The organism is Streptomyces sp. PT12 (genome assembly GCF_003311645.1).
GTDB lineage: Bacteria > Actinomycetota > Actinomycetes > Streptomycetales > Streptomycetaceae > Streptomyces.
The window spans coordinates 1-17,216 of the sequence record NZ_QEST01000072.1; the positions used below are offsets into that span (position 1 = coordinate 1).

At 70.8% G+C, this 17,216-nt stretch carries 12 protein-coding genes and 1 pseudogene; 7 read left to right on the top strand and 6 right to left on the bottom strand.

The genetic code is table 11. The annotated features are described in order from the left end of the window. Nucleotides 1-965 precede the first annotated feature (965 nt). Nucleotides 966-2,006, bottom strand: coding sequence for a helix-turn-helix domain-containing protein (locus tag DEH69_RS32410; protein ID WP_258534478.1), 1,041 nt, complete (start codon nt 2,004-2,006; stop codon nt 966-968). 388 nt (nt 2,007-2,394) lie between these two features. On the opposite strand from DEH69_RS32410, the gene DEH69_RS06305 reads away from it, so the two are divergent. Genes DEH69_RS06305 through DEH69_RS31320 form a run of 6 tightly spaced genes read left to right on the top strand, consistent with a single transcriptional unit; the run spans nt 2,395 to nt 9,706 of the window. Then, nucleotides 2,395-3,384, top strand: coding sequence for a hypothetical protein (locus DEH69_RS06305; protein WP_113685888.1), 990 nt, complete (start codon nt 2,395-2,397; stop codon nt 3,382-3,384). Then, the gene (locus DEH69_RS06310; protein WP_258534479.1) at nt 3,384-4,253 is read left to right on the top strand and encodes a hypothetical protein; all 870 of its coding nucleotides are present in this window, start codon (nt 3,384-3,386) and stop codon (nt 4,251-4,253) included. The genes DEH69_RS06305 and DEH69_RS06310 overlap by 1 nt, the downstream gene beginning before the upstream one ends. Nucleotides 4,254-4,296: 43 nt before the next feature. Next, nucleotides 4,297-5,127, top strand: a complete 831-nt coding sequence (locus tag DEH69_RS06315) for a hypothetical protein (protein ID WP_258534480.1) — start codon at nt 4,297-4,299, stop codon at nt 5,125-5,127. A 5-nt stretch (nt 5,128-5,132) separates the two neighbouring features. Next, nucleotides 5,133-5,888: an AP endonuclease gene (locus DEH69_RS06320; RefSeq protein ID WP_113685889.1), complete on the top strand. Its 756-nt coding sequence runs from the start codon at nt 5,133-5,135 to the stop codon at nt 5,886-5,888. 51 nt (nt 5,889-5,939) lie between these two features. Next, nucleotides 5,940-6,992, top strand: coding sequence for a phosphotransferase enzyme family protein (locus tag DEH69_RS06325; RefSeq protein WP_113685890.1), 1,053 nt, complete (start codon nt 5,940-5,942; stop codon nt 6,990-6,992). A 23-nt stretch (nt 6,993-7,015) separates the two neighbouring features. Further along, nucleotides 7,016-9,706, top strand: a complete 2,691-nt coding sequence (locus DEH69_RS31320; RefSeq protein WP_181727293.1) for a hypothetical protein — start codon at nt 7,016-7,018, stop codon at nt 9,704-9,706. 619 nt (nt 9,707-10,325) lie between these two features. On the opposite strand, the gene DEH69_RS06335 is transcribed toward DEH69_RS31320, so the two are convergent. The 3 genes and pseudogenes from DEH69_RS06335 to DEH69_RS32420 form a co-directional block, all read right to left on the bottom strand. Beyond that, complete coding sequence (locus tag DEH69_RS06335) at nt 10,326-12,116, bottom strand: IS481 family transposase (protein WP_113685891.1); 1,791 nt, start codon at nt 12,114-12,116, stop codon at nt 10,326-10,328. A gap of 592 nt (nt 12,117-12,708) precedes the next feature. Beyond that, nucleotides 12,709-13,062, bottom strand: coding sequence for a VOC family protein (locus DEH69_RS32415; protein WP_258534482.1), 354 nt, complete (start codon nt 13,060-13,062; stop codon nt 12,709-12,711). A 177-nt stretch (nt 13,063-13,239) separates the two neighbouring features. Further along, nucleotides 13,240-13,530, bottom strand: a pseudogene (locus DEH69_RS32420) (transposase); the annotation flags it as partial. 278 nt (nt 13,531-13,808) lie between these two features. Here DEH69_RS32420 and DEH69_RS06355 point away from each other — a divergent pair. Next, entirely contained in the window at nt 13,809-15,263 is a 1,455-nt protein-coding gene (locus tag DEH69_RS06355; RefSeq protein WP_113685892.1) for a DUF1173 family protein, read from the top strand. A 671-nt stretch (nt 15,264-15,934) separates the two neighbouring features. Here DEH69_RS06355 and DEH69_RS06365 read toward each other — a convergent pair. Continuing rightward, nucleotides 15,935-16,600: a TetR/AcrR family transcriptional regulator gene (locus DEH69_RS06365; protein WP_258534481.1), complete on the bottom strand. Its 666-nt coding sequence runs from the start codon at nt 16,598-16,600 to the stop codon at nt 15,935-15,937. Between the two features lie 77 nt (nt 16,601-16,677). Then, the gene (locus tag DEH69_RS06370; protein WP_147255454.1) at nt 16,678-17,022 is read right to left on the bottom strand and encodes a hypothetical protein; all 345 of its coding nucleotides are present in this window, start codon (nt 17,020-17,022) and stop codon (nt 16,678-16,680) included. Nucleotides 17,023-17,216 lie beyond the last annotated feature (194 nt).

A 17,216-nucleotide genomic window follows, 5' to 3' on the forward strand; every position in this document is an offset into this window, starting at 1 on the left:
TGTCACGCCGGGATCTGTGGGAGCCCGGAGGCGAGACCCCTCCGGGCCACCCGACCACCTCTGTCCGGACCCCACCCCCACTCCAACACCGGCCCGCACCAGCCAGGTTGGAAAACGCTCACGGACGCAGGCGCACTTCTACCGACGCCAGAGGACGCATGGAACACCGCTGACCTTGCGGAATGCAGGCCAGGCCATGTCCGGTAGCACACGTACTATGTGCTGGCGGGCGAGGCTCCGGTACTGGTGCACAACGACAATTGTCCGCGGACACCGACCGGTGGACGCGGTAGGCCGCTCGACGTTAACACTCCCAACGAGCCCGCAGTTATTGACGGACGCGAGTACACGGGGCATGCGCTCGATCGAATGCAGCGCCAGGGAATCACTCCATCGGTCGTCGAAAATGCTACGAGAGGCACTCCTATCCCGGGAAAGCGTGAAGGGACGACGGCCTACTACGATGAAGTAAACGATCTGACTGTGATCACTGATACAGCGTCGGGACGTGTGATCACAGTCGATTACGGGAGGATACGTCAATGAGTAGTCGGCCAGACCCTGACCGTCGGCTCCGTGAACACGCAGGTCGGATCATTTCCGAGTATCGAGCAGGTGGCATCTCACTTCGCAGGCTCATCGATGCGCTCGATGCGGTCTGGAGTAGTGCTGAATCATCCGAGTGGCGAGACGAGTTCCGTGGGCACTGGTGGACTTTGGAACAAATTTATTCCGTAGCTCTCGATCGTGGTGATCTTGCTCATCTCTCGCCCGAAGACACAAGGAGCGTGGAAGAGGCTGTGGATGAGCTATATCGTCTCGCCGGTTAGACCTATTTACTTCGTTGCGAGTATTTCTCTGATTTGAGAATGCTGCCAATCGGTGAGAATCAAGACCCCAGGAGTATCGCCAAATGCCCGTTGGGGAACGCTCCTGGGGTCTTGACGGCAACGGTGACGGCAACGTCAGTGGACGGCTGCCGTGGCTGGTGGGTCGTCGCGGTCGCCTTCGGTGCCGAGGGCGGTGCTGAGTGTGTTGATGGCTTGGTGTTGGAGGCGGAGTCGGACGTGGGCGTAGACGCCGGCGGTGGCCTTGGTCGCGTGGCTTCCGTTCGTCGGCTCGAGCGAGGCGGAGGTGCGGGCGAGGAAGTCGACGGCGGAACGGCTGCGCCCCGCCCTGCGCATCGTGATGGCCAGCACCCGGGCCGCCTCGCCGACCGGCCGCGGATCACCGCTCGCACGAGCCGCCGTCAGGGCACGGTCGGCGGTGGCCCAGGCCGCTTCCGAGTGCTGCTTGACGGCCAGTTCGGTGGCCAGCACATAGGAGCGGGCGACCATGGCCTGGGCGCGCTCGCGTGCTCGCCCTGTGGTCGCGTCGCGGGTCGCCTCGGCGGTGGCGATGAGTCCGGGCAGGGCGGTGCCGAGCGCGGAGTACCTCGCGTCCACGAAGTCCTGGCGGGCGCCGGAGAGCGAGGCATGGAGGTCGACCAGGCGGGCGGGAGGCGCGTCGAGCGGCTCGAACAGCGCCCGTTCCATGGCCGCGGCGGGATCGCCCATCCCCGGGTCGGCGGCGGCCGAGGCACCGGCGCCCACGGTCAGTCCGGCCCCGAGTCCCAGCGCTCCGGCCATCAGGTCGCGACGTCGCACATCGTCCTCCCGGTCGGCTGCCGCCAGCGTAGCCGCCGAGCCCGCTCGATCGCCGTCACGCGGCGGCGGGGTGGCGGACGGAGGCCCGCCGAGCCCGAGACGGGACAGCGGAATGCCCAGGCCGACGGCGACGCGCGTGAGAACGTCAATGCTGGTGACCGCCCTGATGCCGCGCTCGATCTCGCTCACATCGGACTGCGCCAGCCCGACACGTGCGCCGACGGCCGTCTGGCTGGCGCCGGTGTAACGGCGGAAGTGCCGGAACAGCACGCCCACATCCCGCTCGGCCAACGCCCTCCGCACCGCCTCGCGCTCCCACAGATCGCGGGGGATGACCAGCTGATCCGGATGATTGCGCACGGCGGCTCCCTCGGCCCGGCGTCACGACACCACCACCGTAGAAGCGGCTCCGGCGCACCCGCACCACCGCCCGCGCGCCCCCGTCGCACGACGGTTCACGCCGGTTCACGACAGGGCCGTCCTATAGGGCGCTGGGATGGGTTCGCGCGCCGCGCCGCCGCACGCTGGCACGTACCGATCGGGCGGTGGACCCCCGTCGGTCCTGAACGTGGAGGGAAGGGGCGCGAGCGTGCGGAGATGTGACGCGCGGGGGCTTCTGCTGTCGGCGAGCGCGAGTTCGTCCGTGCTGGTGCGGTCGGCGGAGACCTCGGTACTGGAGTGGATCAGACGCTATGTCGGGCCGTGGTGGACGGCCGTTGAGGAACCGACGCGGGGATGGACGGGGCCGGTGGTGACCGCCGCACTCGGCGACATCGGCAACGTCACCGCCACGGAAACGAGTTGGGCGGAGGCGGACTACCCCCGGACGCCGACGCGATACCGGCGAAACGCCGACGGCACGGTGGTCGCCGTCGCGCCCCGCGACAGGGTCACCTACCGGTGGCGGCCCGAGGCGCGGCGGATGGACGTACGGGGCGAGCACGGCCCGGCGCTGGCACGGGCGACAGCGCGCGTCGCTCGCGAGGTGGTGCGCGCCCAGCTCGTGACGAGTGGCTGGGTGCTCCTGCACGCCTCGGCCGCCGTTGTGGACGGGGAGCGGGCGGTGCTCGCGCTCGGCGGGCGTGGCGCGGGGAAGTCGACGGTGGCGTTGACCCTCGCCTCGCGGGGCGCCCAACTGCTGGGCAACGACCGGGTGTTCGCCCGGCCCACGGAGGATGGTGGCGTCGAGCTTGCGCCCTGGCCTTCGGGGGCGGCCATCGGGCTCGGGCTGATGCGTGCGCTGGGCTGGGCCGATGTGGCCCGGCGCCGTTGGGCGGCCGGTGCCGAGCCGCATCCCTCGCAGGATCCGCGGGTGACCGCCGCTCTGCTCACCGGGCGGAGTGAGCCGCCGCGCGTCGGCGAGCGGGAGGTGAAGGCGCATGTGCGCCCGGAGGACTTCACCGGCTGGTTCGGGCTGCGCGGTGCCTCGTCGGGCCGTGTCGCGGTGACGCTGTTCCCCCTCATCCGCCCCGGTGCCGAGCCGGAAGTCGACGACCGACGCGCGACGGCCCTGACCGACGCGGACTTCATGACCGGCGCGGTGGAGGACTCCTTCCCTGACATCTTCGGCCTGACGGGGGGCGCGAACGCCGGGACCGCGCGGGCTCGCGCCAAGGTCGCCGCGCGCCTGGGCGAGCTACCGACCCGGGCGATCGCCCTGGGCCACGACCACCGGGCGAACGTCGCCTTCCTCGAAGACATCACCACCCACCCGGGCACCGGGGCGGTGGCGCGCTGATGCCCGCCGGAGAACGCCGCCTGCTCGCGCTCCACAGCGCCGGACGGTGCCTCGCGCTGGACGCTCCCGAGCGGCTGGTCGCCTGGTGGCCCCGCATCGGCCGACACCTGCCCGACGCCGTGCTGAGGCCGCTGCCACCGGATGCGAGCCCGACCGCCGTGCGGCTTCCTGAGGGCCTGGACGAGGGCGACACCCGGCGTTGGCTCGGCGCACAGCTGCACCAAGTCCACCTGGAGCGCGACACGTTGTGCGTCCACGCCGTGGGCGTCCGGCCACCCGACGAGGAACGGGCCGTGCTGCTGCTGGGCGGGCACGGCGCCGGGAAGAGCCTTGTCGCGCTCGGCCTGGTTGAGGCGGGCTGGCGGGTGCTGGCCGGGGACGTCGCGCTGCTGAACGTCGCGGAAGGGCGCATCAGCGCGGTCGGCGGCACGGCCGCGTTCGTGGTGCGGCGAGCGCCGGTACGCCGCTGGTTCCCCGGCCTGGGGCTCGACGAGGCGGGTCCGGCGACGCTCGATCTCGGTGATCGGCCCGAGTTGACGACGCAACGGCCCATGAGGCCGGTCCCGTTGACGCACGCGGTTCTGGTGGACGTGGACGGCGACCCGGCCGGTGAGGCGGGCGTGATCCGGCGCCTGGACGCGCATACGGCGGCGACGGTGTGGCTGCGGGCCAGTGGCCATCTCCTGGACCGGGTGACGGAGAACGCCGCCGGGCCCGCGTTATGCGAGGTGGAGGGCCACGCCGCGCACCGGCGACGTCTGGGGCTTGTCCGGCTCCTGGCCAACGCTGTCCCGACGCACGCCGGATGGGGCGCTCCTCAGGGGATCGCGGCCCGTGTGGCGACCGGGGTGTGGCATGAGCGGCCGTGAGACATACGTCGGGGCGCGCGTGCGACTCCGCGAGGGGCGCGCGATGTTGCTTCCGCGCGTGAGCCATGTGTCCGAGGGGTGGCTGATGTCCCGCTTCAGCGTGCTGAGCCCCGGCACCGAGCGGCGGCACCTGGCCGGGGCTCCTCGCCCGGCCGGGTACATGGCCCTCGGCCGCCGCGACGAGGCCGGGCCCTGGCTGCTGGCCCCGGTGCCACACGGCGCGGCGTTCGATCCGGCCAGCCCCGGCACGGTTTCCGCGCCCCTGGGCACCTCGGTTCCCGTCGCGGCCGCGGCCCGCTTCCAGCAGATGGCGCTGCTCGGTCTGAACCGCGCGCCTGCGGGTACCGGTTGCACCGGCGCGCTGGTGCTCGGGTCAGGACCGGTGGCGCTGGGGTGCGTGCTGGAGCTGCGGCGGCGCGGAGCCGCCGAGGTTCGTGTGGTGACCTCGCGCGAGCGCCCGCCGATCGCCACCGTCCCGGGCGTGGAGTGCCTGCGGCACGAGGGAGCGGGCACGGCGGACACGGTCATCGACACGACCGGCGCGCCGGAAAGAGCCCTGCCGCTGCTGGCCCCCGGCGGCGTCCTCGGGCTCCTCGGCACCCCCTTCCCCCGGGCCGAGCTGCCCGCGCTCGCCGTGCACCGCAACGGCTGGACGGTGGTGGGCATGCAGGAACTCGCCCCTGCCGCGCCCGACGCGTACCGGAGCGCGTACGCCACCGCCGCCGCCTGGCTGACCGAGAACGTCGGCCCGGGGGTGGTCGCGCGGTGGTGCCGGATCGTTCCCGGCTCGCTGGCGCCCGAGGTCTTCCGGCAGTTGCGGGACGGAGGCCGCCTCGCCGAGCCGGTCGTCATCTTCGACTGGGAGGCGGAGTGAGCGCGATGCCGGTCGGCCTCTACAGCATCTCGGTGCGCGACGTGGGCGTTGATGATCTGCTCGCCTGGGCGGCCACCGCGCGAATCCCCTTCCTCCATCTGCGCGGCGGGCCGCGGGGCTACGACATCGCACGGCGCGATCCGGCAGAGCTGGAACGCTGGCGTCGCGCGGCGGAGGCGGTCAACGTGCCCATCACCGGCGTGACTTCGGACCTGGACCTCGCCGACCTGATCAACAGGCCCGCCGCCCATGGCGAGTTGGCCCGGCTCGCCGACGGCGCGGTCAGGCTCGGAGCGGGATGGGTACGGCTGCTCGCCCGCCACGAGCCGACGGCCGTCCATCTCGCGGCGCTCCCGGACGCGGCGGTGCCACCGTTGCCCGTGGACCTGTTGGCCGAGCTCCACCATCCCGGGTGGCTGCGCGGCGACGCACCCGCCGCGTTCACCCAACTCATGTGCCGCAACGACCGGTTGCGGCTGCTGGCCGACACCGCGCAGCTGGCGGCGACCCACGACACCGAGGTGTGGGAGCGGCTGCTGCCCTGGGCGCGCGTGCTGCACCTCTCGGATGACGGCGCGGGACACGATCAGCGAGGCCGAGCCGCCGTCGCGCTGGCAGCCGCCTCACACATCCGCGGCGGTCAGCGGATCGAAGTCGCCGTGGAGTGGACCGGGAGCCCGCGCACCCCGGCCGAATGCCTGGCCCGCTACCGCTCGGCCCTCGCCCGGTGGCGACACCTCGCGCAGCGATCGGACCCCTAGGGTGGTGCCTCGCTCACCAGCCGTCATCCCTCACGTCGGAGAACACCACCCATGCCCCACGCCGCGTACCGGTCCCAGCTCCCGGCAACCGAGTTGGTGGCTCATGTCCTCGCGCAGTCCTACGGGCTGCCCAGGGCGTGCCTGGATCGCCTCGACGGGCAGGTCAGCGTCAACTACCGTGCAACGGCGGACGATGGCTCCACCGTGTTCGTCAAGCACTACGTCGACGCCGCCGACCTGGCCTCGGCCCCCGACGTCATCGCCCAGACCCGGCGGGCCGGGGAGCATGGCGTTCCCGTCGCCTCGGTGGTGCCCTCCACCAGCGGCGAGGCGATCACCGTCCACGACGGCGTCGCGCTGTCCGTGTGGGAGTGGATGCCGGGCCACACCGTCGAGACGGGCCTGAACCGCGCCCAGCAGACGGCAGCGGGCCGCGCACTCGGCCGCATCCACGCCGCGTTCGCCCCCCACCCCGCCAGCGACCGCCCGTCCGCAAAGGCCCGGAAGTGGCTCACACCCGACCTCGCCAAGCGCCGCGCCACGATCGAACGCCTCCTGGCCATCATCGGCGAACGGGACGAACGGGGCGAACGGGACGCGTTCGACGAACGCGCCGCGGTCACCCTCACCGAACGCCGCGCGCAACTCGACCGCCTAAACGGCCTCCACCTGCCCTCGCTCCACACCCAGGCCCTGCACGGCGACTACAGCGTCAAGAACCTGCACTTCGAGGGCGACTCCCTGACGGCCGTCGTCGACTTCGGCCCGCCCGAGCCGTTCCTCGCCGCATGGGAGCTGGGGCGCATCGCGTTCGATGTGCGCTCCGTGGTGCACGACCCGGACTGGATCGCCACGGGCACCACCCTGGTCTCGGCCTATCTGGAGGAGAACCCCCGGCTTCCGGCCGCCGATGTGACCTCCTGCGCCCGCGTCGCCCTGATCCAGCTGCTCACCAGCCTTTACGGCGTCAAGGAGCACTACCTCGCTCCGGGCCTCCACCAGGACGACCTCGACCTGTTCTGGCTCCAGCGCCACGAGGCCGCCACCCGCCTCCTCGGCTCCCTGGCGGAGGCCGAATCGGCCCTCGCCGACCTCACCCCGTAGCGCATCGACGAACGGAGACGACCATGAGCACGGCACCGTTACCCGCCCTCAACGCGGACGCGGTCGGGTGGCACACCCTGTGCGGGCCGCTCATTCCTGCCGCGATCGAGCGGATCGCCACCGAGACGGCCGTTCAACACGCCCTGACCACCGAGGCGTTCGGCTCCGGGCTCCGCCTCGTCCGCACGACGGGTGGCGAAGCCGTGGTGACGGTGCGGTGGCAACCGGCGCCGCCCCAGCCGCCGCGCACGCTGGGACACCAGCTCGCCCCCGCCCCGTTCACCGAAGTCCTCATCGCCCCGACCGGCCGGGACGTGGCCGAGGAGCTACGGCAGCGCCTTACCGCCGCCTGCGAGGCCCACACCGACGACGAACTTGCCACCATCAGGGCCGCGATGCCCCTCCTCCAGCGCCACAGCTCCCCCACCGCGGCGTTCGACGGCTGGGCGCTGATCTTCCGCGACCACTATCTCGAGCACAGCCTCGGCTTCCTGCTCGCGGTGGAACGCGCGGGCATCCCACCGCGGTGGATCGCCGCGCTCGACAAGGGCGACCGCACGGCGGGCCGCGACCGGATCCGCGCCACGTTCGCCGCCCGCGGCTACCGCACCGGCCTGCTGGACAACACGGCGATCAACGCCCCCGCCGCTCACGCGGCCGCGCTCGAACGGGCCACCGCCGAGGTCGACGCGTTCATCGACGCCGCCCGTGCCGCAGGTCGCCGGATCCTGGTCATCGACGACGGCGGGCTCCTCGCGCGCGGCTACGGCACAGCCGGAGCGCCCCGAACGGTCGACGCCGCACTGGAGCTGACCGTCAGCGGCATCCAACGCATCGCCGCCGCGGGGCCGTTGGCCATCCCCGTGCTCAACCTCGCCCGTTCCCAGCTCAAGACCCGCCTCGGCTACCCGGAGATCGCCGACTCCTGCCTGCGACGCCTGCGCGCGATCCTGCCCGACCGCAAGTTCATCGGCCGCCCGGCCCTCCTCCTGGGCTATGGCACGCTGGGCTCTCAACTCGCCTCCGCTTTCCGCGCGTTGGGCTGCCCGCTGCATGTCGTCGACACCGACGTCATGGCGCTGATCGACGCGGCCGAACACGGCTACGCCACCCACCGCACCGCACGCGACGCCCTCGCCGCCGTCCGCCCATGGCTGGTGATCGGCACCACCGGCGAGGACGCCTTGCGCGAGGACGACCTCCCGCTGCTCCCTGACGGCGTCCACCTCGCGCCGTTCGCCACCCGCGACTTCTCCCTCCTTGGGCGCTCGCCGTTCCGTCGCAACGCCGTCGAGATCCCCGGCGTCGGCACACGGTTCCGCCTGCCGAGCGGCAGGACCCTCGTCCTGCTCGGCGACGGCCGCTCGCTGAACCTGTTCGAGGCCGACTCCATCGGCCCCGAGGGCTACGACGCCTACCGCGCCGGGACACTCATCGCGGCGGCCTACCTGTGCGCCGACCCCGGCCGCGTCCCACCCGGCCTGCACACCGCACCGGCCGACCACGCCATCGCCGACGCGGGCCTGTGGGACGCCTACTACGACCACCACCTCGCCCCGCGCGAGCGGCAGTTGGGCACGGCCTGCGTGATCGGGTACGGCGTCGCGGGCCGCCTCCACACCGACATCCTGGCCGACCTGGCGAGCGACGTGATCGTCGTCGACCCCAAGCACCAGGACCTACCGCGTGAACGCCGCGCGTTCCGCCAAGACGTCGGCGACCTGGCCCCGGCCGTGGCCGCCGGGGTGGACCTGTGGTCGATCTGCGCCCCCACAGCCGACCACCTACCGATCCTGCGCGCCATCCTCGCCCACGACCCGGCCGCCCGCATCCTGGTCGAGAAGCCCCTGTGCCTCGCCCACGAGATCGACGCCTTCGCCGAGCTCGCTGCCTCCCACCCGGAGGCGCGGATCGTGGTCGGCGACCAGTACCGCCACGCCGCCGCGCTCCCCGCGTTCACCCGCCTCGTCCAACGCCTCGAGCCCGCCACGGCGTTGAGCCGCGTCGCCGTCTCGTTCACCAAGGACCGCGGCGCCGACATCGCCGGTGGCCGCTTTATCGACGCCGACTACGGCGTCCTCGGCTACGAATGGCTGCACATGCTCACCGTCCTCGCTGGCATCCTCCCCGCCCCGATCATGTCCACCTACCTGGACAGCAACCCGGCCACGAGCCAGCTCACCGCCACCTACGACCCCCGCCTGTTCGTCTCCGCGCTCACCGAACACACCACCCTCCACCGCCCGCAGAGCGCCCCGCTCCACCTGGAGCTCAGCTCCTCAATCCTGGCCCCGGCCGCCCTCCTCGGCCCGCCCCCGCAGCCCGCCGCCCCGTGGCGCCGGAACATCCGCCCCACCGACACCCGACACCGCCACCTCACCGCAGACGCGGGAAACACCCGCTTCACCCTTCACCTCGACCCCGTCACCACCGCCGACGGCTGGCAACTCGACCGCAACCACCACCGGCTCACCGCCACCCGCCTCGACAACGGCCAACTCCTCCACGACGAGGTGATCCACGACTCCCCCCTGACCACCTCCCTCCACCACGCCGTCACGACCCTCCTGGCCACCACCCCACCCCCGCCACCGGTTCTCACCTCCCTCCGCCGCATCGCGACCCTGGCCACCCTCCTCCACGCCCACACCCCACCCAACGCAGCCGACAACGCGGACTACCCCCAGCCACGCCCAGCCACCCCCAGCCGCTAACGAAATGGCAAAGCGCCGATAGAGCCCCAGGCCAGGAGACCTTCTCCCCGCGCAAGCGGGGGTGTTCCCGGTGATTCTCGACCCAGGAGGGTTCGCAACAGGCACACGTCCTCCCCAGGGGAGATGTGGGAGGCCTAGCGGCCTGTGGCTCTCCAGGCTGACCCGAGGGACTCGTAGACACAGGGCGGCCGGCTCAGCGAGCCGGTCGCCTCTGCGTATCGGAGGCGCCATCGATCAGAGGGCCGCTCGCGATCGCGTGATGGGACGATCCCCGCCGGTGCGAGGAGCGGCGGACTGAGCCTGCCCCAGGCGCGCTACAACCGGGAACATCCCCGCGGGTGCGGGGAGCAGCTGTCCTATCTGGCCGCTCGAGCGCGGTGGCAGGGAACAACCCCGCGTGTGCGGGGAGCAGGACGCGGCCGTTCCGGCTGCCCCGAGTACCTCGGGAACAACCCCGCGTGTGCGGGGAGCAGAGGTCCACCCCGACCGGATGCTGCGGCGGCAGGGGAACAACCCCGCGTGTGCGGGGAGCAGCCCGCCCGGGATGTGAGGTCTCGGGACTTTGTTGACAGTTTGGCCTCATGACACCGTTGACGGTCTCAGGTGATGCTGGACAGGGTCAGAGCTTCGGGGCGTGGATCTTCGCTCTGAAGCGGGTGACTGGGTGTTGGTCCTTGCGTGGGTGGAGCGACAGGTCGGCGCCGTTGAGCGTGATGCGGAAGTACGTGTCCTCGACGTGGACGGTGACGAGTTCTCCGGCGTAAGTGCGGCCGACTCGCAGCCGCTGGCGGGCGACCATGATGACGCCGTCAGCAGGCACCTTGCGCTCGACGCGGACCGCTCCGGCTGCGGGCGGAGGAAGTTCTCCGGTGACGACTCGGGCTCCGCGCAGACCCGCACGCTGGTCGGCGTCGATCGGCGCGGGTAGCGTCTTGGCGAGCACGCCGTCGTGGACCACGTGCAGGAGGTGTCCGTCCAGGCGCAGGGTGACACGCCGGTTCGCGAGTTCGTATCCGATGGTCACAGCGACGCCGCCGAGTTGGGCGATGCCGCTCTGGTCGACGTTCCGGTCGACCTCGACGACGTCTCCCGGTGTCAGCTGACCTTGACGCGCTGCGGCTGGTGCGGCCGGAGGAGGTCCTGCCGGGACGGCTCCGCGGAGAGACAGTTCGTGCAGGTTGCCGGCGTCCAGGCGTGAGGGGACGCTCTTGATCGGCTTGCCGTCGATGAGGACGTGGATGGTGTGTTCGTCGGCCCACACGCGTGCGCGCTGGCCGGCGTACTCCTGGCCTAGCCTGACGCGCTGGATGCGCGGCAGGACGCCGAGCTGGCCGCTGGCGGCGACGATGGCCTCGAACTCCATGGCCTGGGCGGAGACCGGCACCAGCAAGGAGGCGGGTTGTTGCGGCTCGGCAGCGGCCTCGGGCTGTTTCTCGGGCACTACGGGGGTGACGACCGTCGGCTCCGGCTGGGGGTTGGGCCTGAAGAGGCTGGCGGGCGTGGCCATGTTCAGGGCTTGGTGGGGGCGGGCGGTGTTATAGGCGAGTACCCAGGTATCGACCGCGGCCTGGGCCGCGGGGAGGTCGGTGAACGGGCCGGAGACATCGAGCAGTTCACGTCGCAGCGTCTGGTGCCATCGCTCGATCTTCCCGGTGGTCGTCGGCGAGTAGGGCTTGATCAGCTTGGCCGTGATCCCGTTCTCCCTGCATACGCGCTCGAACAGCACCTCGGCCGGGCGGGGCTTGGTGAAGCGGCCGGTGAACTGCTTGCCGTTGTCGGTCAGGACCTCGGCCGGCACACCGTAGGTGCGCATCGCGCGTACGAACGCGTCGGCCACGGCCCGCCCGGACGGCACCGCCAGGACCGTGGAGACGACGACGAACCGGGAGTGGTCGTCGATGCCGGTGAGTATCTTGCACTCGCGCCCGTCCGCGAGGAAGATCCCGCCGACCAGGTCCATCTGCCACAGATGCATCGGCGTCTCGCGCTGCCACCGCTTGTACTTGCGGCGGTGCTTCTGCTGCTGGTGCCGGATGAGCCCGTTGCGGGCCAGCACACGGTGGACTGTCGCCCGTGACGGAGCGGCATCGGCCCCGGTCCGGGCGATTTCGAAGGCGATCCGGCGGGCACCCCAGCGAGGGTTGGATCGGCGCATCTCGCACACCAGGGCTTCGACCTGGGCGGGAAGCCGGGTCGGGCTGGTTCGCGGGCGACGGGACTTCTCCCGCAGTCCTTCCAGCCCCGCGGCCTCGTACTTCGACTTCCACGTATAGATCGCCTGGCGTGACACGCCGTACCGGACGGCCACCTCGCTCACCGGCGAACCGTCGAGCACCTCAAGCACCGCCCGGTACCGCTGCTCGACGAGCCACGCAGGGCCACGCCCCCCGGACTCATCCCCCTCTTCCACAGCCACTCATGATCGAGGAGCAGCTGCGGCGCTGTCAAAAGTGTCCCGAGACACCTGTCAAGCCTCTTCCGAGACTCTTCTGTCATCTATCTCTTGAGGCCACACACCACACGGGTTCCTCGGTGAAACGTCCTGGTCATGCCGCAGATGTCGAAAATCGAGCTGTACGCGGCGATCCGGCGGGAGCACCGGGCCGACGTGACGATGCGGGAGCTGGAGCGCAAGTACAACGTCGGCTGGCGGACGGTGCGCAAGGCGGTGGGCTCGGCCTGGCCGGAGCCGCGCAAGCCGCTGCCGCCGCGGCCGTCGGCGCTGGATCCGTACAAGGCGGTGATCGACGGGATCCTGCGGGCGGACCTGGATGCGCCATGCAAGCAGCGGCACACGGCGACCCGGAACTTCCACCGGCTGGTCGAGGAACACGGCGCGAACGTGTCGTATTCGAGGGTCAGGCGCTATGTCGTTGACCAGAAGCCGCAGATCGCGGTGGACGCGGGCAAGGCGCCCATCGAGGCGTTCGTCGCGCAGACCCACCCGCCCGGCACGGAGGCGGAAGTCGACTTCGGCGACGTGGCCGTGCGGCTCGCCGCCCTCAGCTCTTGCGCTCGCTCAGGACGCAGAACTCGTTGCCCTCCGGATCGAGGAGGGTTACCCAGTGCTGCTCGTCCTGCACGGTGTCGGCGCGCCGGGCACCGAGGGAGAGCAGCCGGGCGACCTCGGCCTCCTGGTCATTGGGGCGGAAGTCGGGGTGGAGCCGGTTCTTCGACGTCTTGCCCTCGGGGACAGGCACGAAGAGCAGCCCCGGCATCTTGTCCGGCTCAGGCCGGATCTCGATGATTTCCTCGGATTCGTCGACCACTACCCAGCCGAGAGCCTCGGCCCACCAGCGCCCGAGAGCGACGGGGTCGGCGGAGTCGACGATGATCTGTTCCCATTCCAGTGCCATGGGTCTGAGCATAGACAGGACCGACGGCCCACCCGTCCCTCCGTCGAGGGGCGGGCTGTCCAGCGCAGTGACGTCATTTCTCGTGAACAACCACGGCACCGCCGACCCACCAGCTGCCTTCCGAACCGACGAACAATCGCTGCCGCTTGAAGTGAGCAAAGCCACGGGCTCGAACGTCTCGTGGAGCGAGCCGATGGTGTGGGTGTTGAGATTGTCCATGACCGGCACCACCTTCTCCGCGCCCGGATGGTCGCAGGTCAGCAGCTGGTCAACTTCCTCGGCCCAGTCCAGGCGGGTTCGTTGTCGGCGGGCATTGACGCGGCGGTGGCCGGCCAGTGGCTCGACCCACACGAAGATCGAGCAGGTCCCACCGCGCACGTACTCGGAGTCCTCCTTCAGGTCCCTCCCTGGAACGGCGGGGATGGGGTCGCGGGCGTGATCGAGGAGTTGGTAGGGCTTCTCGTCCATGGGGACCTGGCTGATATGCGTGCTCACTTCGCGGTGGCGGAACGGCACCTCGCCGACGCCCTGCGCCGCGTGCTGACCATCCGCGGGCCGGTCGGCGAACCCGCCGCCCACCTCCAGGCCGCGGCAACCCACCTCGCCGTCTCCCGCGACCTGATCGGAACCCACCGCGGTCCCGACGGCGAGCCGCTCACCCCTACCTCTACCTCCTGGCCCACGCCCGGGCGCAGCGCTACGTCTGCTTCCGCGTCACCGACCTGGCCTGGGAGCTCGGGCACTTCATGGAGCGCTTGGCGGAGATCAGCTACGCCCCCGCCGTGCGGGGCGACCTCCACCTTGCTCGGCAGGCGCTGCACCGGGCCGTGGTGCTGGGCCGGGAGGCCAACGTCGACCACATGGTGGAGTTCGGCGAACTGACGACGGCCGCGGCACTCGCCGTCGGCCACGCACGTGACCCCGACCTTCCCGGCACGTTGGAGCACGTCGCCGTGGAGTGCGACCGGGTGATCCGCGCCGTCTTCCAGGCCCGCCACAGCACCGGGCGGCCGCTGAGCGGCGCGGACCTCCGGCAGATCGCACGCAGCCTGGCCCACGGCCACCTGATCACCGGTCGTCTCCTTCTCCACCTCGCCGGCTGGCCCGACGACGGACACCACCACGCACTTCACTGCCCCTTTCACGAGGCAGCGCCCGCCCTCACTGGCCGCTCCCACTCCACCGCCCAAGCCATCCGCGAAGACGACACCGGGATCACCATCCGCCTGAAACATCCCCTGACAACACGCACGACCACGCAACGTCGGCAAGCCGTCCGCGATTCTCCGCACGAAGAGCCGTCGGCGGCCAGGGGAACCGTCGGCCTCCTGGGCCTCCTCCACTACCTGTGGGAGGAGACCCAGCTCCACCAGTGGTACCCGTCCTGGCGCCGCACCTGGTCGACCTGCCACACCCGCCTCCGACGGCTGGCCGAGGACTGCGTGATCAACGGCCAGCGCCTCGCCACAGCCCTCTACATCGTCCCGCCGTACCGCCCCGCACGGGCCGAGGCCAACAGCCAGGACTTCACCACCTTCCGCTCCCGCCTCCACAGCGCCTACGGCATCGAACACCGCGGCCTGCTCCTCGCAGAACTCAAGGACACGACCCCAACCCGACACGGCATCCGACTCCGGGCCCGCCACCTCCCCACCCCACTGTTCGCCACCACCGCATTGTTCGAACGCGCACGCCGCTCCTACCGAGATCCACCTTCGCCAACGCGGCCATCGACCGGCCCTACCGGAGGATCGTCCTCCTCGTCGTGCGCCGCAGCCCCAAGGGCTACCTCATCGTCGACGACCTGGCCGCCATGCTCACGACCAAGTACCTACGTGCCAGCGGACTCCTCCCACGAACTCCACATGGCCAACGCCCTGACGGCAGCCCACCGCAGCTTCGTCAAACCGCTCCGCTACGACCTCACCAACGCCGTCTTCCCCGACTTCGTCCTCACCGACGACCCCTCGGGCCCCGTCTACGTCGAGGTATACGGCATGACCAGCCTGGACTCGTACCGCGAACGCAAGCGCGTCAAGCAGCATCACTACCGCACCCACGGCATCCCGGTGATCGAGTGGAACGTCGCCGAGCCGCTTCCGAATCCGGGTAGAGCCAGCCTGGCGTCCTCGTCATCCAAAGAGTTCCCCGAGGTGGTGCCACGTCCCTGGCTCGTAGGGTCCCCCGACGGGTCGCGCTGATCGCCGCCCTTCACCGCCATCACGCGGTACAGCGTCGTCACCCCATCCGGTGGGATCCGACATCCGGAAAGGATGGCGCCGGGAGGTCTGCCTGAGGCGGCATGTGCGCCGCGGTCGACGGACCGTACGCACCTGGCGCGACTACCTGGCCGCGGTAGAAGACCCCATGCGTTCGTGCACTGATCAGGAGATCCGCGGGTCGCGCGCCTCTTCGCCACGGAGAGCCGACCCTTGGGATCATCGCGGCCAGGGCCGGGCCCGGACGGTCATGGTCGTGGCCGTTCGGGGCTGTTGCTCTCGGCACGCCGGTGAAGGAGAACCAGCTACGGGCGATCGCCGTGTCTCGGACCTAGGTCTGGGCGGCGTAGCTGCCGCTGGCGCCGTGTTCGGCGGTACGCCCAAGCGGGGGGAAGGCTGTCCGCTCCCTGTCCCGATCAAGGATCTTGCTGCTGCTTCCACCGTTCCAGGAAGCGCCGGTGTTGAGGGTGTCGGGGTGGTGGGGGCCGCCGACTGCCGGCTGACGACCGGTCCCTCGGCTGCTGTTGGATCTGCCAGGGGGCATGCTTACCGATGGGGTGGTGAGTGTGCGCCCGGTCGGACCCGGTGACCAAGCGCTGTTTGCCCTTGGGGGCGGGCAGCCCCGGAGCGGAGAAGGCGCGAAGGACACGGGCTCAGATTGTGGTCAGGTGCGCGAGCGGGATGATGACGCGCTCAGGGATGTCCTCGGGCCAGGGGAAGGACGGGGAGACGACGCGCTGGTGAGCTAGTCCGTGCAGGCCCACCCACAACGCCGTCGCGTCGGCGGAGACATCGGTGCTGGTGATCGCGCCCGCGGCGACGCACTCGGTGAGGACGTCGACGAGCACCAGCATGGAATCCGCGCCGAGCATGACGAGATCCGTCTCGGTCAGCGAGCCGTCTCCCGGTGCCGGGGTCCACAGGCCACCGAACATCGTGCGGTAGCGCTGGGGATGGCGTCCGGCGAAGTCGAGGTAGGTCTCGCAGACGGCCAGCAGCCGTCGCCGCGGACTGTCGCCGGCCCGCTCCACCGCCGCGCTCAGCGTTCTCTCCAGTGCAGCGAACTCCCTTCGTACGACGGCCAGCATGATGGCCGGCTGGTCCGGGAAGTGTGGGTAGATCGAGGGAGTGGCGATACCGACCCGACGGGCGACCGACCGCAGGGTGACGGCGTGCTGGTCACCGGTCTCGTCGAGCAGTTCCGCCGCCGCGTCGATGATCTCCTCGCGCAGCCGTCCGCCCTCGCCACGAGGGTTGCGTGCGCGGGCACGGACCTGCTTCGCCGGCGCCGCCTGTGCCACTGATCCGGTGTCCTTCACCTTGTCTCCTTCCGCCGTGGAGCCAACAGTCGGCATTGCTTGCCTGCCGCGGCAGGCCGGTCCCAGAGGTAGGCGTGTCACCTGCCCCGGTGGACGGCGCAGTCGGTCTTCGACTCGGCCGTGCTCTTGAGCCGGTTCACCCAGTCGGTGAGACCGGCCTCGAGGGCAGCCTGGTTGCCGGGGATGTCGGCGTCGACGGGAGCGCCCGCCCAGGACTCCTCGGTGGTGGCGAGCACGCCGCCCTTGACCTTCTTGAACGTCCACAGGTGCACGCCGTCGATGCCGTTGACGGGCGCGCCCCAGGCGATGCACAGGTTCCTGTCGACCTTGGTCACCGTCGACGTGACGTGCATGCCTTGCGGGGACCACTCGAAGACCGAGCCCGGTCGCAACGGGCCCGGCGTCTTCTTCCGTGCCGGCATGATCTCGGGGATGCAGGTGTCCCAGTCGTCCCTATGACGATCGCGGCTACGGTCAGCCCCTGCGGGAGCCTGTGTCATGCGTTCGGTCGGTACCTTCCTTGAGCAGCGGGTGCTGATTCGCTGTCGGCGGTGGGGGCGGGGGTGCCTCTATGTCTTTCGTCAAGTCCGGGATGCGTAGTTCATGGATTGGTGTC

What these genes read in the sequence shown, in the direction of transcription:
- DEH69_RS06310 (WP_258534479.1), top strand. Translation starts at nt 3,384, where the DNA reads ATGCCCGCCGGAGAACGCCGCCTGCTCGCGCTCCACAGCGCCGGACGG.
- DEH69_RS06370 (WP_147255454.1), bottom strand. Translation starts at nt 17,022, where the DNA reads ATGCCGGCACGGAAGAAGACGCCGGGCCCGTTGCGACCGGGCTCGGTC.
- DEH69_RS06320 (WP_113685889.1), top strand. Translation starts at nt 5,133, where the DNA reads ATGCCGGTCGGCCTCTACAGCATCTCGGTGCGCGACGTGGGCGTTGAT.
- DEH69_RS06315 (WP_258534480.1), top strand. Translation starts at nt 4,297, where the DNA reads ATGTTGCTTCCGCGCGTGAGCCATGTGTCCGAGGGGTGGCTGATGTCC.
- DEH69_RS06325 (WP_113685890.1), top strand. Translation starts at nt 5,940, where the DNA reads ATGCCCCACGCCGCGTACCGGTCCCAGCTCCCGGCAACCGAGTTGGTG.
- DEH69_RS32415 (WP_258534482.1), bottom strand. Translation starts at nt 13,062, where the DNA reads ATGGCACTGGAATGGGAACAGATCATCGTCGACTCCGCCGACCCCGTC.
- DEH69_RS06355 (WP_113685892.1), top strand. Translation starts at nt 13,809, where the DNA reads ATGGAGCGCTTGGCGGAGATCAGCTACGCCCCCGCCGTGCGGGGCGAC.
- DEH69_RS31320 (WP_181727293.1), top strand. Translation starts at nt 7,016, where the DNA reads ATGAGCACGGCACCGTTACCCGCCCTCAACGCGGACGCGGTCGGGTGG.